The sequence below is a fragment of the Modestobacter sp. SYSU DS0657 genome (assembly GCF_054050925.1).
The window spans coordinates 61,893-83,728 of record NZ_JBJHAG010000008.1 but is presented as its reverse complement, the minus strand read 5'-3'; the positions used below and the strand labels follow the sequence as shown (position 1 = coordinate 83,728).

Annotated in this window: 25 protein-coding genes and 1 tRNA gene; 13 read left to right on the top strand and 13 right to left on the bottom strand. The window is 75.5% G+C overall.

The genetic code is table 11. From position 1 onward, the window contains the following. Positions 1 to 6: 6 nt before the first annotated feature. Positions 7 to 651, bottom strand: coding sequence for a hypothetical protein (locus ACI79A_RS07500; RefSeq protein ID WP_457081570.1), 645 nt, complete (start codon positions 649 to 651; stop codon positions 7 to 9). 214 nt (positions 652 to 865) lie between these two features. On the opposite strand from ACI79A_RS07500, the gene corA reads away from it, so the two are divergent. After that, positions 866 to 1,981: a magnesium/cobalt transporter CorA gene (corA, locus tag ACI79A_RS07495; RefSeq protein ID WP_457081568.1), complete on the top strand. Its 1,116-nt coding sequence runs from the start codon at positions 866 to 868 to the stop codon at positions 1,979 to 1,981. 130 nt (positions 1,982 to 2,111) lie between these two features. Beyond that, positions 2,112 to 2,984 (top strand): endonuclease domain-containing protein, encoded by an 873-nt coding sequence (locus ACI79A_RS07490; protein ID WP_457081566.1) that lies wholly within the window; start codon positions 2,112 to 2,114, stop codon positions 2,982 to 2,984. Positions 2,985 to 3,035: 51 nt separating this feature from the next. On the opposite strand, the gene rsmI is transcribed toward ACI79A_RS07490, so the two are convergent. Then, entirely contained in the window at positions 3,036 to 3,875 is an 840-nt protein-coding gene (gene rsmI, locus ACI79A_RS07485; RefSeq protein ID WP_457081564.1) for a 16S rRNA (cytidine(1402)-2'-O)-methyltransferase, read from the bottom strand. Positions 3,876 to 3,971: 96 nt separating this feature from the next. Between rsmI and ACI79A_RS07480 the strand changes: the two genes are divergently transcribed. After that, the gene (locus ACI79A_RS07480; protein WP_457081562.1) at positions 3,972 to 5,498 is read left to right on the top strand and encodes a dolichyl-phosphate-mannose--protein mannosyltransferase; all 1,527 of its coding nucleotides are present in this window, start codon (positions 3,972 to 3,974) and stop codon (positions 5,496 to 5,498) included. 430 nt (positions 5,499 to 5,928) lie between these two features. Here the strand turns inward: ACI79A_RS07480 and ACI79A_RS07475 are convergent. The 5 genes from ACI79A_RS07475 to ACI79A_RS07455 form a co-directional block, all read right to left on the bottom strand. Then, positions 5,929 to 6,005, bottom strand: a tRNA-Ala gene (locus ACI79A_RS07475). A gap of 70 nt (positions 6,006 to 6,075) precedes the next feature. Continuing rightward, complete coding sequence (gene sepX / locus ACI79A_RS07470) at positions 6,076 to 6,795, bottom strand: divisome protein SepX/GlpR (protein ID WP_457081560.1); 720 nt, start codon at positions 6,793 to 6,795, stop codon at positions 6,076 to 6,078. A 306-nt stretch (positions 6,796 to 7,101) separates the two neighbouring features. Next, positions 7,102 to 7,668, bottom strand: a complete 567-nt coding sequence (locus tag ACI79A_RS07465) for a GNAT family N-acetyltransferase (RefSeq protein ID WP_457081649.1) — start codon at positions 7,666 to 7,668, stop codon at positions 7,102 to 7,104. A gap of 67 nt (positions 7,669 to 7,735) precedes the next feature. Continuing rightward, complete coding sequence (gene glp, locus ACI79A_RS07460; protein ID WP_457081558.1) at positions 7,736 to 9,226, bottom strand: molybdotransferase-like divisome protein Glp; 1,491 nt, start codon at positions 9,224 to 9,226, stop codon at positions 7,736 to 7,738. Between the two features lie 109 nt (positions 9,227 to 9,335). After that, entirely contained in the window at positions 9,336 to 10,277 is a 942-nt protein-coding gene (locus ACI79A_RS07455) for a UTP--glucose-1-phosphate uridylyltransferase (protein ID WP_457081556.1), read from the bottom strand. 199 nt (positions 10,278 to 10,476) lie between these two features. Between ACI79A_RS07455 and ACI79A_RS07450 the strand changes: the two genes are divergently transcribed. The 6 genes from ACI79A_RS07450 to cpaB all read left to right on the top strand — a co-directional run bounded on the left by ACI79A_RS07450 (position 10,477) and on the right by cpaB (position 16,710). Beyond that, positions 10,477 to 11,814, top strand: a complete 1,338-nt coding sequence (locus ACI79A_RS07450; protein WP_457081554.1) for an SLC13 family permease — start codon at positions 10,477 to 10,479, stop codon at positions 11,812 to 11,814. Positions 11,815 to 11,909: 95 nt separating this feature from the next. After that, positions 11,910 to 13,091: a CaiB/BaiF CoA transferase family protein gene (locus tag ACI79A_RS07445; RefSeq protein WP_457081552.1), complete on the top strand. Its 1,182-nt coding sequence runs from the start codon at positions 11,910 to 11,912 to the stop codon at positions 13,089 to 13,091. Next, positions 13,088 to 14,602, top strand: a complete 1,515-nt coding sequence (locus tag ACI79A_RS07440; protein WP_457081550.1) for a carboxyl transferase domain-containing protein — start codon at positions 13,088 to 13,090, stop codon at positions 14,600 to 14,602. The genes ACI79A_RS07445 and ACI79A_RS07440 overlap by 4 nt, the downstream gene beginning before the upstream one ends. A gap of 151 nt (positions 14,603 to 14,753) precedes the next feature. Further along, positions 14,754 to 15,467, top strand: coding sequence for an AAA family ATPase (locus tag ACI79A_RS07435; RefSeq protein WP_457081548.1), 714 nt, complete (start codon positions 14,754 to 14,756; stop codon positions 15,465 to 15,467). Between the two features lie 138 nt (positions 15,468 to 15,605). Then, the gene (locus tag ACI79A_RS07430) at positions 15,606 to 15,971 is read left to right on the top strand and encodes an FmdB family zinc ribbon protein (RefSeq protein ID WP_457081546.1); all 366 of its coding nucleotides are present in this window, start codon (positions 15,606 to 15,608) and stop codon (positions 15,969 to 15,971) included. 106 nt (positions 15,972 to 16,077) lie between these two features. Further along, a complete protein-coding gene (gene cpaB, locus ACI79A_RS07425; RefSeq protein ID WP_457081544.1) occupies positions 16,078 to 16,710 on the top strand; it encodes a Flp pilus assembly protein CpaB in 633 nt (210 codons plus the stop codon). A 62-nt stretch (positions 16,711 to 16,772) separates the two neighbouring features. On the opposite strand, the gene ACI79A_RS07420 is transcribed toward cpaB, so the two are convergent. Both ACI79A_RS07420 and ACI79A_RS07415 read right to left on the bottom strand, forming a co-directional pair. Beyond that, positions 16,773 to 16,946, bottom strand: coding sequence for a hypothetical protein (locus ACI79A_RS07420; protein ID WP_457081542.1), 174 nt, complete (start codon positions 16,944 to 16,946; stop codon positions 16,773 to 16,775). 23 nt (positions 16,947 to 16,969) lie between these two features. Continuing rightward, complete coding sequence (locus ACI79A_RS07415) at positions 16,970 to 17,521, bottom strand: YbaK/EbsC family protein (RefSeq protein WP_457081540.1); 552 nt, start codon at positions 17,519 to 17,521, stop codon at positions 16,970 to 16,972. A gap of 107 nt (positions 17,522 to 17,628) precedes the next feature. Between ACI79A_RS07415 and ACI79A_RS07410 the strand changes: the two genes are divergently transcribed. The 4 genes from ACI79A_RS07410 to ACI79A_RS07395 are packed head-to-tail and all read left to right on the top strand — an operon-like array spanning position 17,629 to position 19,250. Continuing rightward, positions 17,629 to 17,988, top strand: coding sequence for a VOC family protein (locus ACI79A_RS07410; RefSeq protein ID WP_457081538.1), 360 nt, complete (start codon positions 17,629 to 17,631; stop codon positions 17,986 to 17,988). After that, the gene (locus ACI79A_RS07405) at positions 17,985 to 18,389 is read left to right on the top strand and encodes a PaaI family thioesterase (protein ID WP_457081536.1); all 405 of its coding nucleotides are present in this window, start codon (positions 17,985 to 17,987) and stop codon (positions 18,387 to 18,389) included. Before ACI79A_RS07410 ends, ACI79A_RS07405 begins: the two co-directional genes overlap by 4 nt. Continuing rightward, on the top strand, positions 18,386 to 18,937 hold the full coding sequence (locus ACI79A_RS07400) for a hypothetical protein (RefSeq protein WP_457081534.1): 552 nt from the start codon (positions 18,386 to 18,388) through the stop codon (positions 18,935 to 18,937). Before ACI79A_RS07405 ends, ACI79A_RS07400 begins: the two co-directional genes overlap by 4 nt. Continuing rightward, complete coding sequence (locus ACI79A_RS07395; RefSeq protein ID WP_457081532.1) at positions 18,888 to 19,250, top strand: hypothetical protein; 363 nt, start codon at positions 18,888 to 18,890, stop codon at positions 19,248 to 19,250. Before ACI79A_RS07400 ends, ACI79A_RS07395 begins: the two co-directional genes overlap by 50 nt. Positions 19,251 to 19,259: 9 nt before the next feature. On the opposite strand, the gene ACI79A_RS07390 is transcribed toward ACI79A_RS07395, so the two are convergent. From ACI79A_RS07390 to ACI79A_RS07375, 4 genes are read right to left on the bottom strand one after another with little or no spacing between them, the layout of a single operon-like run. After that, positions 19,260 to 19,649 (bottom strand): VOC family protein, encoded by a 390-nt coding sequence (locus ACI79A_RS07390; RefSeq protein WP_457081529.1) that lies wholly within the window; start codon positions 19,647 to 19,649, stop codon positions 19,260 to 19,262. After that, the gene (locus ACI79A_RS07385; protein WP_457081527.1) at positions 19,646 to 19,933 is read right to left on the bottom strand and encodes an ArsR/SmtB family transcription factor; all 288 of its coding nucleotides are present in this window, start codon (positions 19,931 to 19,933) and stop codon (positions 19,646 to 19,648) included. Before ACI79A_RS07385 ends, ACI79A_RS07390 begins: the two co-directional genes overlap by 4 nt. Before the next feature lie 11 nt (positions 19,934 to 19,944). Next, complete coding sequence (locus ACI79A_RS07380; protein ID WP_457081525.1) at positions 19,945 to 20,895, bottom strand: MSMEG_6728 family protein; 951 nt, start codon at positions 20,893 to 20,895, stop codon at positions 19,945 to 19,947. Positions 20,896 to 20,934: 39 nt separating this feature from the next. Continuing rightward, complete coding sequence (locus ACI79A_RS07375; protein WP_457081523.1) at positions 20,935 to 21,780, bottom strand: NAD-dependent protein deacetylase; 846 nt, start codon at positions 21,778 to 21,780, stop codon at positions 20,935 to 20,937. Between the last annotated feature and the right edge of the window lie 56 nt (positions 21,781 to 21,836).

The following is a 21,836-nucleotide window of genomic DNA, read 5'->3' as shown; positions in this document are numbered from 1 at the left end:
GGGAGGTCAGGGGGCGTCGACGACGGCGGCGGTGCTGGGCGCGGGGGCCTCCGCGGCGGGGGCGCCCAGCAGGGCGACGGCGGTGAGCGCCAGGCCGATGCAGGCGACCGTCACCAGCCGGAGGCCGCGGCGCTCGACGACGGGGACGGCGCGCCGGGCGGGGCGCGGGCGCCCACCGGCGGCGACCCAGGCCCCGGCCGACGGGCTGGTGGCCAGCAGCAGCTTCCCGGTCGGCACGCCCAGGGCGACCAGGGCCAGGCCGGGCAGCGGCAGCCCCCCGGCCACGGTGAGCTCGGCGCCGAGCAGTCCGGCGGTGCCGAGCACCGCCAGCAGTGCGATCTCCGCGCAGCTGACGCCGACCAGCAGGCCCCGCCCCGCGCCGTCGACCAGGCTGGCCCCGCCACCGGCGGCGAGCACCACCCAGCCGGCCAGCAGCAGCAGGCTGACCGCCACCGCGACCCCGGAGGGCCGCACGCCGGTGCCGAAGACGCCGTCCAGCCCGGCCAGGCCGAGGGCGAGCAGGCCGAGGGCCTCCACCACGGCCAGCACCCCCGCGGCGACCACGGCGGCGGGCATCCGCAGCGAGCGGGCCGCGACCGGTGCCGACGGGCGGAGGGCCGGGCGGGGGACGTCGAGGACTGCGCTGGTCACGGGAGCTCTCCGGGCCGGGGACGGGTGTCACCGGTTCCGTCGGCCCCTGCGGGCAGGCGCCCGAGGGCCATCGGCGAGCACTCACCCGGAGGGGTGAGGCCCCGGCGCGGCCCCGGGTGGGCGAAGCGGCGAAGCAGCGGTGATCATCGACGCGGGGCGTGCCCGGGTCCGGCCGGCGCCCACCCGCCGTCCCCACGACCACTCGAGGAGAGCCGTGAGCGAGACCGACCCCCGTGCCCAGCGACCTGCCGGGGCCCCGCCGGCGGCGACTCTCCCCGAGACGGTGCGCCCGCGGCCGGCCGGGGCGCCGCGGTTGCCACGGCGGTCGACCCGCGACACCCCCGACCCGGTCGTCGACTGCGCCGTCTACGTGGCGGGCGAGCGGCGCGACACGTCTCCCGACCAGGCGCTGGCGGTGGCCCGCGAGCAGGGCGGGTACGTGTGGCTGGGGCTGTTCGAGCCCACCGAGGAGGAGCTCACCGCCATCGGCGAGCACTACGGCCTGCACCCGCTCGCCGTGGAGGACGCCGTCTACGCCCACCAGCGGCCCAAGCTGGAGCGCTACGACGACGCGCTGTTCATGGTGCTGAAGACGGCGGCGTACGTGGAGCACGACGAGCTCACCGCCACCAGCGAGGTGGTGATGACCGGCGAGATCATGGTGTTCGTCGGCGCCGACCACGTGATCACCGTCCGGCACGGCAACCACAGCGAGCTCAGCCGGCTGCGCAAGGCGCTGGAGCAGCAGCCGGACCTGCTCTGCCTCGGCCCGGCCGCCGTCCTCTACGGCATCGCCGACCACGTCGTCGACGACTTCGTCGAGGTGGCCGAGGCGGTCGAGGACGACGTCGAGGAGCTCGAGGTCTCGGTGTTCAGCGCGGCCCGCACCGACGACACCCCGCGCATCTACCAGCTCAAGCGCGAGCTGATGCAGCTGCGCCGGGCGGTGGGCCCGCTGGAGCTGCCGCTGTCCACGCTCGCGGACCGGCCCCTGGAGCTGGTGCCCGAGAACATGCGCTCCTACTTCCGCGACGTGCAGGACAACGCGCTGCGCACCCGGGACCAGGTCGCCGGGCTCGACGAGCTGCTGTCGAACATCCTGCAGGCGGCGTTGGCCCGGATCTCGGTGGCGCAGAACGAGGACATGCGCAAGATCTCCGCCTGGGCCGGCATCATCGCGACCCCCACGCTCATCGCCGGGATCTACGGGATGAACTTCGACGTGATGCCCGAGCTGCACCAGGTGTGGGGCTATCCGGCGGCGCTCCTGCTCATGGTCGGCGTCTGCTTCGGCCTGTACCGCGGCTTCAAGCGCAGCGGCTGGATCTGACCTCGCCCCCGCCGCCCACCGTTGTGCACTGATCGTCGGTTCGCGGCCGCCTGACCGACGACCAGCGCACAACGGACGCGCCTGTGGACGACGAACGGGGTGCACCCGGTGGGCGCGGCAGGGTGCAGGGGTGCTGGCCGTGCCCCACCACCTCCGCGTTGCCCCGTTCCGCGGCTCCGCCGCGGTCCGGGACGGTGCGCTGACCCCGGCACAGCTGCGACGGTCCTGCTGGGTCCGCCTCTTCCCCGACGTCTACGTGCACCGGGACGTGGAGGTCACGCACGAACTGCGGGCTCGCGCGGCCGTTGCCCTGCTGCTGCCGGACGACGTCGTCACCGGGGTCAGCGCGGCGGTGCTCTGGGGCCTGCCACTCGCCGGGGCCGACGAGGACGTCGAGGTCACCCGCTGGCGGGGCAGTCACCCGGTGCGCGTGCGAGGACTGCGCGTCCGGCGCGCGGAGCTGGAGGAGAAGCACGTGGTCTGGCAACGGGGCGTCCACCTGACCACGCCCGAAGCGACCGCCGTCCGGCTGGCCGGAGCGCTCCCGCTGGACGACGCGGTGGCTGCGGTCGACCAGATGGTGGTGCTCGCGGGCGCCGACCTGGACGAGGTGCGCTGGCTGGCCGGCGCCGCGATGGGCCCGGGCTGCCGTCGCGCCCGGCAGGCGGTCGCGCTCGCCGACGGGCTCGCGGAGTCGCCCCAGGAGACGCGCTTGCGGCTGATCCTGGGCCGCAGTGGGCTGCCGGCACCCGTGGCGCAGTACCGGGTGACCGATCGCGGCCGGTTCGTCGCGCGGGTGGACTTCGCCTGGCCGGAGCAGCGGGTGGCCCTGGAGTACGACGGGCTCTGGCACGCCGAACCCGGCCAGTTCGCCCGCGACCGGGAGCGGTTGAACCGGCTGACGGCTGCGGGCTGGCGCGTGGTCTTCGTGACCAGCGCCGACCTGCGGAACCCGGGCCGGCTGGTCGCCCGCATCGCCGCCGCCCTCGCCGGTGTGCAGTGATCGTCGGTCCGGGTGAGCCGAACCGACGACCAGCGCACAACGGCGCGGACGTCAGGGGGACTTGGCGGCGACGACGGCGTCGTAGACCACCCGGCGGGGCAGGCCGGTGCGCGCCACGACGGTGCGGATCGCCTCCTTGCGGTCGGCCCCGGCGGCCTCCTCGGCGGCGACCTCGGCCGCCAGCTCCGCCGGCTCGAGCGAGACCGGCCCGGCGACCGCGCCGGCCACCACCAGGGTGATCTCCCCGCGCACGCCCTCGGCGGCCCACGTGGCCAGCTCCCCCAGCCCGCCGCGGCGGACCTCCTCGTGGGTCTTGGTCAGCTCCCGGCAGACCGCGGCGGGCCGGTCGGCGCCGAACACCGCGGCGGCGTCGGTGAGCGCGTCGGCCAGCCGGTGCGGGGACTCGTAGAAGACCATCGTCCGCGGCTCTGCGGCCAGCGCGGCCAGCGTCGAGCGCCGCTCCCCGCCCTTGCGGGGCAGGAACCCCTCGAAGGTGAACCGGTCGCACGGCAGGCCGGAGACGGCGAGGGCGGTGACGACGGCGGAGGGCCCGGGCACGGAGGTGACCTCGATGCCGGCCTCGATGGCGGCGCGCACCAGCGTGTAGCCGGGGTCGGAGACCGAGGGCATGCCGGCGTCGGTGATCAGCAGGACGGTGCGGCCCTCGGTCAGCGCGGCGACCAGCCCGGGCAGCCGGGCCCGCTCCACGCTCTCGTGGAAGGTCACGACCTTCCCGCTGAGGGTCACCTCGAGGTCCTTGGCCAGCCGGTGCAGCCGCCGGGTGTCCTCGACCGCCAGGACGTCGGCCTCGGCCATCGCCTGCCGCAGCCGCGGGCCGACGTCGCCGGGCTGACCCAGCGGGGCACCGCCGAGCACGAGTCGTCCAGTCACGGTGCCGAGCCTGTCACGCCGCCCGCCGTCGGCCCGCCCGCAGGGCCCGGCGCGAGCTCCCGGGCGCGGGCAGGTCCGCTGTCTACCCTGACCGGCATGGCGGTGCTGGCCCCCGAGCGGATCGAGTCGGCACCGGAGGACCCCGCTCGGCCGCGCCGGCTCCGGCGCCCGCCACGGCCGAGTCGTCAGCCGGTGCCCCGGCTGCCCGACGACCGGCGGCTGGCCGCGGTGCTCACCGCGCTGCTGGGCCTGGCCACGCTGGCGTCCCGGTTGTGGGGCATCAGCTACCCGCGGGAGCTGGTCTTCGACGAGGCGTACTACCCGCCGGAGGCCGCCGAGCTGCTGGAGCTCGGCTACGAGTACAACCGCGGGTACACGTTCATCGTCCACCCGCCGCTGGGCAAGTGGCTGATCGCGGTGGGCGAGCAGCTGTTCGGCTACGACTCCCTGGGCTGGCGGTTCCCCAGCGCGGTCGCCGGGACCATCGCCGTCGTCGTGCTGACCCGGCTGGCCCGGCGGCTGACCGGCTCGACGCTGCTGGGACTGGTCGCCGGCCTGCTGCTGGCGCTGGACGGGTTCTCCTTCACCCTGGGCAGGATCGGCCTGCTCGACGTCTTCCTGCAGGTCTTCGTGGTGTCCGCGGTCGCCTGCCTGGTCGTCGACCGGGACCGGGTGGCCCAGCGCGTCCGCGACGGCGCCGACCGGGTGACCGCGACCGGGTTCCGGCTGGGGCCACGCGGCTGGCGGATCGCCGCGGGGGTGCTGTTCGGCTGCGCCTGCGGGGTGAAGTGGAGCGGCGTGTGGTTCCTGGCCGCCTTCGCCGTCCTGTCGCTGTGGTGGGACCGGGCCACCTGGCGGGAGGCCGGGGCGGCCCGGCCGACGCTCGCCGCGCTGCGCCGGGGGCTGCCCGGCGCCACGTGGGCGCTGGCGGTCGTCCCGGTGCTCACCTACCTGGCCACCTTCACCGGCTGGTTCCGCGGCGAGAACGCGCAGGGCCGGCACTGGGCGGAGCAGAACCCGGACACCGACTGGCCGTTCGTCCCCGGGGCGCTGCGTGCGCTGTGGCACATGCACGCCGAGTGGCTGAGGTTCCACAGCGGGCTGTCCAGCCCGCACCCGTGGGAGTCCGGGCCGTGGTCGTGGATCGTCGACGGCCGGCCGATCCTGCTGTGGAACCCGCAGGGGCTCACCGACGCCGACGGCGGGCAGGTGGTCCGCTACATCTTGATGCTCGGCACGCCCACGCTGTGGTGGCTCTTCCTGCCGGCGACGCTGTGGCTGCTCTGGCGGATCGTGGCCCGCCGCGACCGGGCCGCGGCCGTCGCCGCGACCGGGATCGCCGCCGGCTGGCTGACCTGGTTCATCAACACCGAGCGCACGATGTTCATCTTCTACATGGCACCGGCGGTGCCGTTCTTCGTGCTGGCGGTGACGCTGGTGCTGCAGGACGCGCTGGGCCGACCGGGCGCGGGCACGTTCCGCCGGCAGGTGGGCCTGGGCGCGGTGTGCCTGTACCTGGCGGTGGTGGCGATGACGTTCGTCTTCTTCCACCCGGTGCTCACCGGGTCGCCGCTGTCGCACGCGGAGTGGCTGCAGCGGATGTGGTTCCCCTCCTGGTTCTAGGAGCTGTCCGGCCGGGAGGGCGGCCGGGCCCCACCCCCGCGCGGGACCCAGCAGGACGGCGTCAGCGTCACGGTCACCGCGGGGCGAGATCCACGTCCCCCGGTAGGCGCTGAGCGTGTAGGTGTGCGCGGTGCCGTTGACCAGCGGACCGTCGGTGGCCGAGCCGGTGGAGACCGGGCTGACGCTGCCGCCACCCTGCACCGCCCTGCCGGCGCTGCGCTCGAACCGGTGTCCGGTCGCCCAGGCGCTGGGGCTCGGCGTCCAGGACAGCGCCGCCGACGGGGTCGCGGTCGGGTGGCGGCGCCGACCGGCTCCCGGTGGTCGAGGACGCCGGGCCGGCGTGGTCGGCCGTCGACCGGGACCGGCACCGGCACCGCCACCGCCACCGGGGAAAGCAACAGGCCGGGCCCCTGGTGGGACCCGGCCTGGGTGGTGGAGCTGAGGGGATTTGAACCCCTGACCCCCTCGATGCGAACGAGGTGCGCTACCGGTCTGCGCCACAGCCCCGTGGTGCGGGAACGAGATTACCTCCCGCTCCCGCCGGCGCTGTCAGGGGGGCAGCGCCGGCGGGTCCGCCTCAGCCGTTGGCGACCCGGCGCGGCTGGTAGACGTCGACGTCGGCGAAGCCGATGTCGTCGTCGTCGAGGCCCACGACCGCGCTGTGCTGCCAGCCGGCGGGCGCCGGGGTGCGGGCGGCGACGACGCGCCCCGGGCGCAGCGGGTGCACCGGCGCCAGCGGCAGGCTGGGGTGCTGCGCGGCCGGTGCCTGGGGCGGCACCACGGCCGAGGCCGGGCGGGCGTCGTCCCAGCCCGCGGCGGGGCGGGCGCTCGGGTGGCCCTCGGCGCGCGGCGCCGGCCGGCGGACCGGCCGCTGGGCAGCGCGGGCGGCGCGGCGGGCCGCCGCGCGGCGCTCCCGCTGGGCAGCGGCGCGGGTGACCATCAGGTAGCCGACGACGGCGACGTCGAGCAGCACCTGCGGCGCCCACATCCAGCTGCGCCAGGCCAGCGCCCCGACGAGGGCCAGCAGCGCGAGCGCGACCAGGCCTGCCAGCGTGCGCCGGCGCAGCGCGTGCACGTCGACCTGCAGCTCACCGCTGCTGCGCAGCAGGGCGCGGTCGATCGACACCCGCTCGGTCTCGGCGTGGACCACCGGGTCCACCGGCCGCCGACGCTGGAGCGTGCGACCCGAGTCGGGAGCCGCCGTCCTGCTGGAGCCGTCGCCCCGGGTGACCACCATCGGCACCAGGACCACGAACCACAACACGACGAGAGCGGCCAGCAGCACGCCTGATCCCATCACGAACACCCCGATCCATCCCTGGCACCACGACACGACCCCGATCCCTGGGGCCACACGAGTCACATCAGTCACTCGCGGAGTCAAGGTAAGGGCGCGGTCTGCCGATGGACGGGACGTTCACCGGTGTGTCGGCGCGATGCCTGCCCGCACCGGCGTGTCGGCATCCCCGGCGGGTCTCGGAGCGGGCCCGTTCCGGCGTCGCCCGATCCCCCTCGTCACCGCCGGACTGCGCGGCACGGGGCCCCCCCGAGGCACAGGGAGCTCTGCACCCGGTCTCCGGCGGGGAACCGGGTGCAGAGCCTCCTACGCCCGGGGTGGTGCGTCCGGGACGCGGGCGCGCCAGCGCTCGAACACCCCGGCGGGCGCGTCCTCGGCGAGCAGCGCGTAGGCCAGGTGGTCCCGCCAGGCCCCGTCGATGTCCAGGTATCTGCGCAGCAGCCCCTCCTGCCGGAAGCCGAGCCGCTCCACCAGCCGCCGGCTGGGCCGGTTCTCCGGTCGGATGTCGGCCTGCAGCCGGTGCAGCCCCACCGGGCCGAACGCGTGGTCGCAGACCAGCGCCACGGCCAGCGAGGTGACCCCCTGCCCGGCCACCGAACGGTCGACCCAGTAGCCCAGGTGCCCCGAGCGCAGCGCCCCGCGCACGATGTTGTCCACGGTGACCTGCCCGACCAGCCGGCCCTGCCAGCGGATCGCGAACGGCAGCGAGCTGCCCGTCCGGGCCCGCCGCCCGGCGACCCGCCGCATCCGGCGATAGGCCGACGGGCTGTGCCGCTGCGCCCAGGGCACCTCCGACGACGGCTCCCACGGCGCCAGCCACTGCTCATTGTCCAGCCGCAGCCGGGACCAGCTGGCGGCGTCGCCGCGCCGCAGGGGGTGCAGCTCGACCGCGCCCCAGGCCAGCCGCGCCGGCCAGCCCGGGTGCGGAACCGGTTCCAGCTCAGCCGCCCAGCAGCATGGGCATGACGGTGACCAGGCCGCCGGCGGCGACCTCGGTGACGTCCTCGTCCACCACGATCAGGCAGTTGGCCTTGGCCATCCGGGCGAGCATCGCCTGGTCTCCGTCGCCGATCGGCTCGACCACGTAGCCGCCGTCGGGGTGGCGCATCACCTGACCGTGCAGGTACTGGCGGTAGCCCAACGGCGAGAGCAGCTGCTGCGCTGAGACGGCCTGCACGGTGCGGCGGAACAGCTGCCGCTTGCCGAGCATCAGCCGGATCGCGGGGCGCACGAACACCTCGAAGGCCACCAGCGCGGCGACCGGCTCCCCCGGCACGCAGATGACCGGGACGTCGTTGGGCCCGAGCTTGCCGAAGGCGTGCACCGGGCCGGGGTGCATCGCGACCTGGGTGAAGGTGAGCCCGCCGAGCTCGGCCAGCGCCTCCTGCAGCAGGTCGGGGCCGGCGTTGGCGAAGGTGCCGGCGATCAGCACGACGTCGCTGCGCAGCGTCTGCCCCTCGATGAGCTCCACCATCCGGCGCCGGTCGGGCGGCAGGATGCCGGCCCGGTACGCCTCGGCCCCGGCGTCGCGGGCCGCGGCGGCCAGGGCGTAGCTGTTGACGTCGACCACCCGGCCGGGCGCCGGCGGGGTGCCGACGTCGACCAGCTCGTCGCCGGCGGCGAGCACCGAGATCCGCGGGCGCGGCCGGACCGCCACCCGTTCCCTCCCGACCGCGGCCAGCAGGCTGATCTGCGCCGGGCCGATCGGGGTGCCGACCTGCACCGCGACGTCGCCCGGGGAGACGTCGTCCCCGACCCGGCGCACGTAGCTGCCCGGCGCCAGCGCGGCGAACACCCGGACCCGGGCGACACCCTGGTCGGTCCAGGCGGCCGGGACGACGACGTCGGCCCCGGCGGGCAGCATCGCGCCCACCGCGACCCGCACGGCCAACCCGGCGGAGATCGCCGGCGCCCCGGTCGACCCGGCCTCGGTGTCGCCGACGACGGCGAGGTCGACCGGCTCCTCGACGGTGGCCGCGGCGATGTCGACCGACCGCACCGCGTACCCGTCGAGTCCGGCCTGGTCGAACGCCGGGAGCGCCAGCTCGCTGGTGACCAGCTCGGCGCAGAGCAGGCCCTGCGCGTCGAGCACGGCCAGCTCGATCGGGTCGGGCTGCGGCACCGCGCCGAGGATCACGTCCAGGTGGTGCTCGACGGTGCGCAGCCGCACGCCGGAGACGTCGACGGAGCCGGTGTCGGCCTGCGGGTCGGGGGTGCGGTCACCGGTGGCGATCGCCGGGGAGGGCACCCGGTCGGAGGCGAACACCGACCGGTCGACCTGCACGGTGTCCCGGCCCAGCGCCCGCGGGCCGCTGCCGGGGTCGATCAGCTGGGTGTCCCGCGGGGTGGGCACGCCCACCGCCGCCGGATCCGGGCCGCTCGCGTCCCGGGTCCCAGTGGCCAGCCAGCCTCGGGTGTCGTCCTCGCTCATCCCCACCACCGTCGTCCGACCGTCGTCGGTCATCTCCGCCGGCCGGGGTGCCCGGCCGGGCCGCCGTTCGACGGGCCTGGCCTCCGATGGTGCCCCCTGACGGCTCCGGTCAGGCCGGCGACGCGCCCTCGGCGGGCAGGTCGGCGACGAACTCACGCAGCCAGGGGCCGAACGCGGGGCCGAGGTCGTCGCGCTCGGAGGCCAGCCGGACCACGGCCTTGAGGTAGTCGAGCTTGTCACCGGTGTCGTAGCGGCGGCCGGAGAAGACCACGCCGTGCACCGGCACGCCGTCGTCGACCAGCTTCAGCAGCGCGTCGGTCAGCTGGATCTCCCCGCCCCGGCCGGGCGGGGTGTCGCGGATGGCCGGGAAGACCTCCGGCGGGAGGACGTAGCGGCCGATGATCGCCAGCGAGCTGGGCGCCTCGTCGGCCGGGGGCTTCTCCACCATGCCGGTCACCCGGAACACCGGGTCGCCGGCGGCGTCGCCGGAGACGTGCGCGTCCTCGACGGCGACCGCGCCGTACTTGGAGATGTTCTCCGCACCCACGTCCAGCAGCGCGATCACCGCACCGCCGTGCTCGGCCTGGACGGCGAGCATCTGCTCCAGCAGGTGGTCGCGGGCGTCGATGATGTCGTCGCCCAGCAGCACGGCGAACGGCTCGTCCCCGACGAAGCCGTCGGCCTGCAGGACGGCGTGCCCGAGCCCCTTCGCCTCGCCCTGGCGGACGAAGAACACCTGGGCGACGTCGGTGGACTCGGCGACGGCGTCCAGCCGGCCCTGGTCGCCCTTGGCCTCCAGCGCCGTCTCCAGCTCCGGGGTCCGGTCGAAGTGGTCCTCGATCGCGCCCTTGTTGCGGCCGGTCACCATGAGCACCTGGCCCAGGCCGGCGCGAGCCGCCTCCTCGACGATGTACTGCACGGCCGGGCGGTCGACGACCGGGAGCAGTTCCTTGGGCACCGACTTGGTCGCGGGCAGGAACCGGGTTCCCATCCCGGCGACCGGGATGACGGCCTTCGTCGTGGTCGGGCGCTCGGCAGGCTGGCTCGGCATGCGGGCCACCCTAGCCAGCCCGCGCGGGTCGTCGACTCACCCGAGGTGGTGAGGCGGGAGGCGACGCTGCGCACATGCCACCGGGCACATGTCGGAGCACGCGCCACCGGGCACCCGGGCGTGCACGCGCGCGGACCGTGAGAGAAGGTGACCTCCGTCTCCGGGCGCCCGGCCCGTAAGAGCACGCCCTGGAGGTCCCGTGTCGCCCGAGATCATCTCGATCATCGCCCTGGTGGTGATCTTCGCGATCGCCACGGTCCTGCCGATCAACATGGGCGCGCTGGCGTTCGTGGCCGCCTTCGGGGTCGGTACCCTCGCGGTGGGCATGACCACCGACGACATCATCGCCGGGTTCCCCGGCGAGCTGGTGCTGACGCTGATCGGCGTCACCTACCTGTTCGCCATCGCGCAGAACAACGGCACGGTCGACCTGCTGGTCCGGGGCGCGGTGCGGCTCGTCGGCGGCCACGTGGCAGCCATCCCCTGGGTCATGTTCGCCGTCACCGCGGTGCTCACCGCCATCGGTGCGCTCTCCCCGGCGGCCGTGGCGATCATCGCGCCGATCGCGCTGAGCTTCGCCGCGCGGCACGACATCAGCCCGCTGCTGATGGGGATGATGGTCGTCCACGGGGCGCAGGGCGGCGGCTTCTCGCCCATCAGCGTCTACGGCGTCACCGTCAACGACATCGTCGACCGGTCCGACCTCGAGGGCAGCCCGCTCGTGGTGTTCCTCGGCGCGCTGCTGTTCAACATCGCGATCGCCCTGGTGCTGTTCTTCGCGCTCGGTGGGCGCACGCTCCTCGGCCGCAAGGTCGCCGCCGGGCCGGTGCCGCACACCGAGCACGCGCACGGCACCGTCGTCCGCGGGCACGGGGCCGCCCCCGGACCCGGCGTCGGCGGCGACGACGACGAGCACGTGCACCCGGACCGCCCCGAGCCGGTCGGGTTCGAGCAGGTCCTGACGCTGGTCGGCCTGGCGGCGCTCGCCGTCCTGGCCCTGGTCTTCGACCTCGACATCGGCTTCGTCTCGATCACCGTCGCCGTGGTGCTGGCGCTGTTCTCCGCGCAGAAGCACAAGGGCGCCGTCGCGCAGATCAGCTGGTCGACCGTCCTGCTCATCGCCGGGGTGCTGACGTTCGTCTTCGTGCTCGAGGAGGCGGGCACCATCGACTTCGTCGGCGACGCGGTCATCGGCCTCGGCGCACCCCTGCTGATCGCCCTGCTGCTGGCCTACATCGGCGGCGTGGTCTCGGCGTTCGCCTCGTCGACGGCGATCATCGGCGTCGCGATCTCCCTCGCCGTGCCGTTCCTGCTCGCCGGGGACATCGGGGCGGTGGGCGTCGTGGTCGCCGTGTCCGTGGCCTCGACGATCGTCGACGTCAGCCCGTTCTCCACCAACGGGGCGCTCGTGCTGGCCAACGCGCAGCACGTCGACCGCGACCGGTTCTACAAGCAGATGCTCGGCTACTCCGGGCTCGTCGTCGCCGCCGGGCCGCTGCTGGCCTGGCTGGTGTTCGTCGTCCCGGGCTGGCTGTGACCGCCGGCCTACCGGCGGATGGCAGACGGCCTGACGCGGTCCCGTCCCGGTGGGACGCTGACCGGACCACCCACCGACGAGAGGACCCGCGAGCTGTGACTGGCCCCCTGGACGGCGTGCTCGTCGTCGACCTGACCCGAGCGCTGGCCGGGCCGCACGCCGGGATGATGCTCGGCGACCTGGGCGCCCGGGTGATCAAGGTGGAGAACCCCGGCAGCGGGGACGACAGCCGCGGGTGGGGCCCGCCGTTCGTCGAGACCCCCGACGGCCGCGAGTCCACCTACTTCTTCTCCGCGAACCGGAACAAGGAGTCGATCACCCTCGACCTGAAGGACGACGGCGACAAGGCGGTGCTCACCGAGCTGCTGCGCCGCGCCGACGTGCTGCTGGAGAACTTCCGCCCGGGCACGCTGGCCCGCCTCGGCTTCGGCACCGACGTGCTGGCCGAGCTGAACCCGCGGCTGGTGCAGCTGTCGATCAGCGGGTTCGGGCACGACGGGCCCGAAGGGCAGCGGGCCGGCTACGACCAGATCGCCCAGGGCGAGGCCGGGCTGATGTCGCTGACCGGCCCGGGCCCGGACGACCCGCAGAAGGTCGGCGTGCCGATCGGCGACCTGCTCGCCGGCATGTACGGCGGCTACGGCGTCGTCGCCGCGCTCTACGAGCGCGAGCGCACCGGTCGCGGCCAGGTGGTGCGCACCTCGCTGCTGGCCTCGGTCGTCGGCGTGCACGCCTTCCAGGGCACGGCGCACACGGTGGCCGGCCGGGTGCCGCGCGCGCAGGGCAACCACCACCCGTCGATCGCCCCGTACGGGCTGTTCCGCTGCGCCGGCGGCAGCGTGCAGCTGTCCTGCGGCAGCGAGGGCCTGTGGCGGCGGCTGTGCAGCGAGTTCGGGCTGGACCCCGCGGCGCCGGGGATGGCCACCAACGGCGAGCGCGTCGAGCACCGCGACCAGGTGATCGAGCTGCTGGAGGACGCCTTCGCCGACATCCCCGCCGCCGAGCTGCTGGCCCGACTGGACGCCGCCGGGGTGCCGGCGGGGAAGGTGCGCACCCTGGACGAGGTCTACGCCTGGGACCAGGTCGAGTCGCAGGGGCTGAAGGTGACCGTCGAGCACGCGACGGCGGGTGCGCTGACGCTGCCCGGCCCGCCACTCCGGTTCTTCGCTCCCGGACCGGACGGGGAGACCGAGACCACCCGCCGCGAGCACACCGCTCCCCCGGTGCTCGGCGCCGACGGCGACGCGATCCGCGCCTGGCTGGCCGGCGACTCGTGACCCGCCTGGACGCCCGCGCGCTGCGCGACCTGGTGCTGGACGCCGGGTCGTGGCGGAGCTGGGACACCCCGGTACCGCCGCGGGAGGTCGACGACGACTACGCCCGCGACCTGGCCCGCGCCGTCGAGCGCACCGGGCAGGACGAGGCGGTGGTCACCGGCGAGGGGCTGCTGCGCGGACGGCGGGTGGCCGTCGTCGCCGGGGAGTTCGGCTTCCTGGCCGGCTCCATCGGCGTCGCCACCGCGGAGCGGCTGATGACCGCCGTCGAGCGGGCCACCGCCGAGGGCCTGCCGCTGCTGGCCGCCCCGGTCTCCGGGGGCACCCGCATGCAGGAGGGCACCGTCGCCTTCCTGCAGATGATCGGCATCACCCAGGCGATCGCCCGGCACAAGGAGGCCGGCCTGCCCTACCTGGTGTACCTGCGCGACCCCACCTTCGGCGGGGTCCTCGCCTCCTGGGGCTCGCTCGGGCACGTCACCATCGCCGAACCGGGGGCGGCGATCGGCTTCCTCGGCCCGCGGGTGTTCTCCGCGCTGTACGGCGAGGCCTTCCCCGAGGGCGTGCAGACCTCGGAGAACCTCGCCGAGCACGGGGTGATCGACGGCGTGGTGCCGCACGCGGACGTCGCCGAGGTGGCCGACCGCGCGCTGCGAGTGCTGGCCGCCCGGGAGACCTGGCACCGCGCCGCGTCGGTCGAGGGCCCGGTCGACGGCGACGGCACCGACGCCGACGACCCCGAGGACGGCCGGACGGCGTGGCAGGTGGTCACCGCGTCCCGACGCACCGACCGGCCCGGCGTCCGGCAGCTGCTGCGCACCGCGGCGACCGACGTCGTGACGCTGTCGGGCACCGGCGCCGGCGAGAAGGACCCCGGGCTGCTGCTGGCGCTGGCCCGCTTCGGCGGCGCCCCGTGCGTCGTGCTCGGGCAGGACCGGCGCGGGCAGTCGCTGACCGCGCCGCTGGGGCCGGCGGCGCTGCGGGAGGCCCGGCGGGGCATGCGGCTGGCGGCCGAGCTGCGCCTGCCGCTGCTCACCCTGATCGACACCCCCGGCGCGGCGCTGTCGGCCGCGGCCGAGGAGGGCGGGCTGGCCGGGGAGATCGCCCGCTGCCTGCAGGACCTGGTGATGCTGCCCGCCCCCACCCTCACGGTGCTGCTGGGTCAGGGCACCGGCGGCGGTGCGCTGGCCCTCGTGCCGGCCGACCGGGTGCTGGCGACGGCGAACGGCTGGCTGGGGCCACTGCCGCCGGAGGGCGCCTCGGCGATCGTGCACCGCACCGTCGACCGGGCCGACGAGCTGGCCGCCTCCCAGGGCGTGCGGGCCACCGACCTGTGGCGGGCCGGGATCGTCGACCGGGTGGTGCCCGAGCGGCCCGACGCCGCCGACGAGCCGGTGGAGTTCTGCCGCCGGCTGGGCCGGGTGCTCGCCGAGGAGCTGGCCGGGCTGCTGGGCCGCGACGACGTCGAGCGGATGCGCAGCCGCACCCGCCGGTACCGCCACCTCGGCCGCTGACGCAGGCCCCCGCTGCCCCCGCCTCGCCCAGCGGTGATCAGGTGACCTGATCACCGGCTGTCCCCCCGCACCAGCGTCGGTGCGGGAGGACAGCCATTGGTGCGGGAGGACGACGTCCGGTTCGTCGTACCGCCCGGCCAGGATGTCCGGCGTGGACCAGCGACCGATCCGCCGCATCAAGCCCGACCGCACCGCGCCGCCCACCGCCGAGCAGCGGGCCCGCTGGCCGTTGACCGTGCCGGCGGTCGCCCAGCTGGTCGACGAAGGGCTGGAGCTGCCCGCCGGTGCGCTGGTGCTGGTCGGGGAGAACGGGTCGGGCAAGTCGACGGTGATGGAGCTGCTGGCGGTGACGCTCGGGCTCAACCCGGAGGGTGGCTCGGCGAACGTCCGACACCGCACCCGGCCCAGCGAACCGGAGTCGCTGGGGCTGCTGGTCGAGCGCAGCCCGGGCGCCTCCCGCTGGGGCTACTTCCTGCGCGACGAGACGCTGCACGGCCTCTACAGCTACCTGGAGTCGGTCGGCGGCGGCCCCGCCTTCCACGAGCTCTCCCACGGCGAGGCGTTCCTCGAGGTGCTCACCAGCCGGGCCGGTGGCGAGGGCACCTACCTGCTCGACGAGCCGGACGCCGCGCTGTCCTTCGGCGGCAGCCTCGCGCTCGTCTCGCACCTGCTGGCGCTGGTCGACCGGGGCGCGCAGGTGGTCGTCGCCACCCACTCACCCGTGGTGGCCGCGCTGCCCGGCGCGACGCTGCTGGAGGTCGGCGAGTGGGGGCTGCGGCCGGCGGTGTGGTCGGAGCTGGAGCTCACCGCCAGCTGGCGTCAGTTCCTGGCCGCCCCGGAGTCGTTCCTGCGGCACCTGCGCTGACCCGCCAGCATTGTGTGACGCGGCCCACTCCCCTGGCACGGGTGTCCGACGTGGACGGCGCGGCCCCGCGCAGCGCATCATTGGCAGTCGCCGGGGCCGAGTGCCAGCCCGGCCACGAGACGAGGAGCTCACAGCACCGTGCCCACCTACCAGTACGTCTGCACCAACCCCGAGGTCAAGCACGAGTTCGAGCGCGTGCAGTCCTTCAGCGACCCGGCGGTCACGACCTGCCCGGAGTGCGAGGCGCCGGTGCGCAAGGTCTACGGCTCGGTCGGCGTCGTCTTCAAGGGGTCGGGCTTCTACCGCACCGACAGCCGCAGCGGCAGCAAGGACGGCGGCACCAAGGACGGCGGCAGCGGCAACAAGGACGGCGGCAGCAGCACCTCGACCGCGAAGAGCGGCGACTCCAGCAGCTCCGGCTCGGCGAGCAGTTCCAGCTCGACCAGCAGCTCCTCGGGGTCGAGCAGCAGCACCTCCGGCTCGGGCAGCAAGGCCGCCAGCTGAGCTGACGCCGGCCGGCTCACGCCGCCCGTCGTCCACAGCCGGCCGCTCCGTCCCCAGGTCCCGGCACGACGGCGACAGCCGCTCGCGCCGGGGCGACGCTGGGTGGGTGATCCGCCTCCACCGCCCGCGCTCCCCCGTGCACCTGCTCCGGCAGGCGGCCGCCGCCACGCTCGCCGGGCTCGCCCTGGTGCTGGCGACCCGACCGGCGCCGGTCGCCCCGGCCGGGCCGGTCACCGTGCCGGTCGTGGTGGCCGCCACCGACCTGCCGGCCGGCGCGGCGCTGACCGCCGACGTGCTCACCGTCGTCCGGCTGCCGGGCACCGCAGCGCCCGCGGGGGCGGCCACCGAGCCGGGCGCGCTCGCAGGGCAGGTGCTGGCGTCCCCGGTGCGCGCCGGGGAGCCGGTCACCGACGTCCGGCTGGTCGGGCCCGGCCTGTGGTCGGCCGTCCCCGACGGTCAGGTCGCCGCCCCGGTCCGGCTGGCCGACCTCGCCGTCGCCAGCCTGCTGCGCCCGGGCGACCGGGTCGACGTGCTCGCCGCTGCCGGCCAGGGCGCCGAACCGTCGGTCGCGGTCATCGCCACGGGGGCGCTCGTCGTCACCACCCCGGCGCCGGGCGGCGACGGACCGCCCACGAACGACGCGGGGCTCCTGGTGCTCGCCGTCGATCCCGACACCGCCGGGCGGCTCGCCGCTGCCGCAGCCACCGGCACGCTCACCGTCACCCTCGGCCGGCCGTGACCGCGAGCCGGTGCCGAACTCACGAGGCGGGGTGCTGGAACGCCTCTGGACGAGCTCCTCGCTCAGTCGCTGCCCCAGTGCGGCGGCCGGTCCTCCAGGTAGCGGCGGTCCGCGTCGTCGGGGTCGGTCAGCCGCTCGCCCCAGCCGACGTCGCTGTCGTCCGGCGCGCGCTCGGGCCGCGACGGCTGCACGGCGGGCCGTGGGGGCTGAGCGGGCTGCGCGTCGGATCCGGTCACGCCCCGAGCGTAGGTCGGCCGGGTCAGCCCACCGGCCGGCCCAGGCCCTCCAGCACCTCCGCGCCCGGCAGCGCGGCGAGCACCGGCCCGGGCACGGCGAGCTTGCTCCCCCGGGTGCCCGAGCCGATCACCACCAGGTCGCTGGCGGCCACGGCGGCGTCGACCAGCACCGGCCACCCGGCCGGCAGCCCGACCGGGGTGATGCCCCCGTAGGCCATGCCGCTCTCCGCGACGGCGACGTCCTGCGGGGCGAAGGAGGCCTTGCGCGCCCCCAGGTGCCGGCGGACCAGCCCGTTCACGTCGGCGCGCGTGGTGGCCAGCACCAGGCAGGCGGCCAGCGTCGTCTCCCCCGCGCGCCGGGCGGCGACCACCACGCAGTTGGCCGAGGCGGCCAGCGGCACCTGGTAGGTGTCGGTGAAGTCCGCGGTGTCGGCAGCGCCGTCGTCGATGGACGCCACCCACACCGGGCCGGCCAGCGCCGGGAGGGCGGCCGCCACCGGTGCGGCCAGCAGCTCGGGGTGCTCGGCGGCGGGCAGCCAGCTCAGCGTGCCCAGGGACGGTGCGACGTCGGCCATGCCCCCGATCGTGCGGCACGCCCCGGTCCGCCGAACGGCCGGGGTGCTGCGGTCGGTGGCCGGACCACCGCTGTCGCCGCCCGGAGCGCCCGGGAGAGGATGCGGTCATGATCGGTCAGCTGCACTCGGTGGTCATCGACGCGCCCGACGCCCACGCCCTGGCGACCTTCTACGCCGGGCTGCTCGGCATGGAGGTGCACGGCTCCCCCGGCGACGACTGGGTGACCATCACCGGCGCCGGGTACCGCATCTCCTTCCAGCAGGCCCCCGACCTGGTGCCGCCGGACTGGCCGGACCCGGCCCGACCCCAGCAGTTCCACCTCGACATCCGGGTCGCCGACATCGACGCGGCGGAGCCGCAGGTGCTCGAGCTGGGCGCGCGACGGCTGCCCGGCGGTGGCGGGGACTTCCGCGTCTACGCCGACCCGGTGGGCCACCCGTTCTGCCTGGTCTGGGACGCCCCGTGACGCCGGACCTGACGAACACGAGCGCCTTCGTCGCCGCCAGCGGGCTGGAGCTCGCCGAGGTCAGCGGCGCCCGCGTCACCGGCTCGGTGGAGCTGGGGCCGCAGCACCACACCCCGTGGGGCGTGGTGCACGGCGGCGTCTACTGCACGATCGTGGAGGGCGCTGCCAGCGTCGGTGCCAGCCTGGCGGTCACCGAGCGCGGCCAGTTCGCCGTCGGCGTCAACAACAGCACCGACTTCCTGCGCCCGATGACGGCCGGCCGGGTCGAGGTGCTCGCCGAGCCGGTGCAGCAGGGGAAGACGCTGCAGCTGTGGCTGGTCACGATCACCCGCGCCGACGACGGCAAGATCGTCGCCCGTGGGCAGGTGCGGCTGCAGAACGTGCCGCTGCCCACGGCGTGACCGCCGCCGCGGACCAGGCCGTCACCGCTGCGGTCGCCGTCGCCCGGCAGCACGGCATCCGCGCCGAGGAACCCGCCCTGCTGTCCTGGGGCGTCAACGCGGTGGTGCACCTGCCGCCGGCTCCGGTGGTGGCCGGGGTGGCGGTGTACACCCCGCTGCTGCGCCCGCGGATCCGCGAGCCGTTCACCCGGGAGGTGGCCCTCGCGACGGCGCTGGCCGCGGCGGGTGCGGCGGTGGTCCCACCATCGGACCTGCTCCCGCCGGGCCCGCACGAGCACGACGGCCTCACCGTGTCGTTCTGGCGACATGTCGACGTGTCGCCGGATCGACCCACCGCCGAGCAGACCGGCCGGTCACTGACCGAGCTGCACGAGGTGCTGGGCACCCTGCCGCCGCTGTGGGACGGCGCGCCGCTGGACCGGCCGCTGGCCGACCTGGCGGTCTTCCTCGACTCGGGCACCGCCCTGGGTGCCGACCCCGCGCTGCTGCGGCAGACCGGTGACCTGCCGGCCCCGGTCCGAGGCTCGCCGCGAGCCTGCGAGTGGTGAGAAGTCCGGGGTCCTTCTACTTCTGGTCACCGGCGAAGGGCTGCGCTGGACCGACCTGGAGGACACCTCCCGCGGCCCGCGCGCCTGGGACCTGGCCAGCCTGCGCGCCACCGCCCGACTCGACGGCCGGAAGGCGCTGGACGCGATGCCCGACCCGGTGGGCGACGCCGAGCTGGCGCCGTTCCTGCAGCTGCGACAGCTGCACTCCGCCGCCTGGTGGTTCGTGCACGCGGCGCGCGAACCGGCCGACCTGCCCGAGGCGCGGCAGCGACTGGCCGCCGCGGTCACGGAGGTCGGCGCCGGCCTCCGGTGACGCCCGGGGTCAGTTCTTCTCGGCCGCGAGCTGGATCAGGTTGCCGCAGGTGTCGTCGAGCACCGCCGTCGTCACCACGCCCATGTCGGTGGGCGGCTGGGTGAAGCGCACGCCCAGCGCGGCCAGCCGCTCGTACTCGGTCGCCACGTCGGCCACGAGGAACGAGGTGAACGGGATGCCGTCGGCCACGAGCGCCTGCTTGAACGGCCGGGCGGCCGGGTGCTCGTCGGGTTCGAGGGAGAGCTCGGTGCCGTCGGGGTCCTCGGGCGAGACCACGGTCAGCCAGGAGTGCTCCCCGAGCGGGATCTCCCGCTTCGGCACGAAGCCGAGCACCTCGGTGTAGAAGCGCAGCGCCTTCGCCTGGTCGTCGACCATCACGCTCATGACGTTGATCCTCATGGGTCCTCCTCCGGGTGGGGATCGGTCCACCGGCGCGTGAGCTCGCGCAGCGGCGCCGGGTCCAGGTGGTGGAACGTGTAGCGACCCTCGCGCCTGGTCCGGACGAGACCGGCCGACGTCAGGACGCCGACGTGCTGCGAGACCGCCTGCCTGCTCGACCCCAGACCGTGCTTGGTGGCGAGTCGGGCACAGAGCTCGAACAGCGTCTGCCCGTCCCGGTCCGTCAGCTCGTCGAGGATCGCCCTGCGCGTGGGATCGGCGAGCGCCTTGAACACGTCACCCACGGGACGAGACGTTAGGCAAGCAATGACTTGCCTGTCAACGGGTCCGGACGCCGCAGCTCCCCCGGGACGGCATCGGGGTCGAGCACCACCCGGAACAGCGCCCGCGGGTCCTGCAGGGTCGCGGGCGGGCGGGCCGCCGCGCGCGGGACCACCCGGTCGAACCGGGCCGCCCGCCGGTGCGGCAGCAGCTCGCGGCCGGCGAAGGCGTAGTCGCCGACCACCTCGCCCAGCAGCAGCCCGGCCCCGTGCTCGACGGGCAGCCCGACCAGGTCACCGGGGCGCACCTCGTCGAGGAAGGCCGACAGCTGCCGCAGGTCCTTGGCCGGGCGCCGGCCGGACAGCTCCTTGGACAGCGCGCGCAGCTCGGCCGGTGACATCCCGGTCGCGTCGACGTCGACGCCGGACTGGGTGCCCAGCCCCACGATCCCGGTGGCCAGCGCGGCGCCCAGCTCGTTGTGCGCCCGTGGCCGCACCACCCACACCGGCACGCCCTCGGGTGCCGGGGCCGAGGGCACGTCATCCGCACCGGGCCACTTGTAGGGCAGGTCGTCGGGGTCGGCGGGGAAGCGCGCGCGGTAGAACCCCGGGTCCTTGGCCAGCAGGTTCGACCGGTGCGACAGGTGCAGCTCCTCGTCGCCCACCCAGCTGGGCAGCAGCCCGGCCGCGGCCGCCTCGTCCTGGCTCATGCGTGCGGCGTCCGGGGCGAACTCGCTGATCAGCGTCTCGGTGCTGTCGGCGAAACCGCGCTCGCGCCAGACCCGCACCATCGCCAGCGCGTAGACGACCAGTCCCGCCGTGTGCCCCCGCCACATGGTGACCACCGGGTGGTTGGCCCAGCCGTAGTCGGGCAGCTCCAGCGCGCGCAGCACCTGCAGGCACTCCACCCGCTGCTTGCCGAGGCGGGGGTTGTCCAGGAGCCGGGCGGACTCGGTGAAGTCGGCGACCGGCAGGAAGGTCTGCATCGCCGTCCATCCTCGGTCAACCGGCCGCGCCCCGCCGGTTCAGCGCAGCCGGCGGGCCAGCTCGGGGAGGACCACGCCGAGGGGCGCGTCCACCCGGACGGTGGCCTTGGCGTCGCCGCGGGTCGGGCCGGAGTTGACGATCCCGACCGGGATGCCGCGCTTGGCCGCGGCGATGACGAACCGGTAGCCGCTCATCACGGTCAACGACGAGCCGAGCACCAGCAGCGAGCCGGCCTCCTCGACCAGCGCGAAGCAGGCGTCCACCCGGTCCCGCGGCACGGTCTCGCCGAAGAAGACGACGTCGGGCTTGAGCGGGCCGCCGCCGCAGGCCAGGCAGTCGACCATCACGAACCCGTCGAGCGCCTCCTCGGGCAGCTCGACGTCGCCGTCGGGGTTCACCTCATCGGTCACCTCGGGCCGGAACCCGGGGTTCACCGCCCGCAACCGGGCATCGAGCGCCGCCCGGTCGGCGACGTCGCCGCAGGCCAGGCAGACGGTGCGGTCCAGCCCGCCGTGCAGCTCCACGACGTCCCGGGCGCCGCCGGCCTGGTGCAGCCCGTCGACGTTCTGGGTGATCACCGGGCCCAGCGCACCGGCGGCCTGCAGACCGGCGACGGCGACGTGCCCCGCGTTCGGCCGCGCTCCGGCGATCTGCCGCCAGCCGACGTAGCTGCGCGCCCAGTAGCGGTGCCGCCCCCGCGGGTCGCCGGTGAAGGTCTGCCAGGTCATCGGCGTGTGCCGCCGCAGCGAGCCGGTGACGCCGCGGTAGTCGGGGATGCCGGAGTCGGTGGACAGCCCGGCGCCGGAGAGCACCAGCGCACCGCCGTCGGTGAGCAGGCCGGTGAGCTCGTCGAGGCCGTCGACGGCGGGAGGTGCTGCGGTCACCGCACCATCGTCCCCGCCGGAGCCCCGGCGCGCCCGTGCCGTCCAGCCCGCGCCGT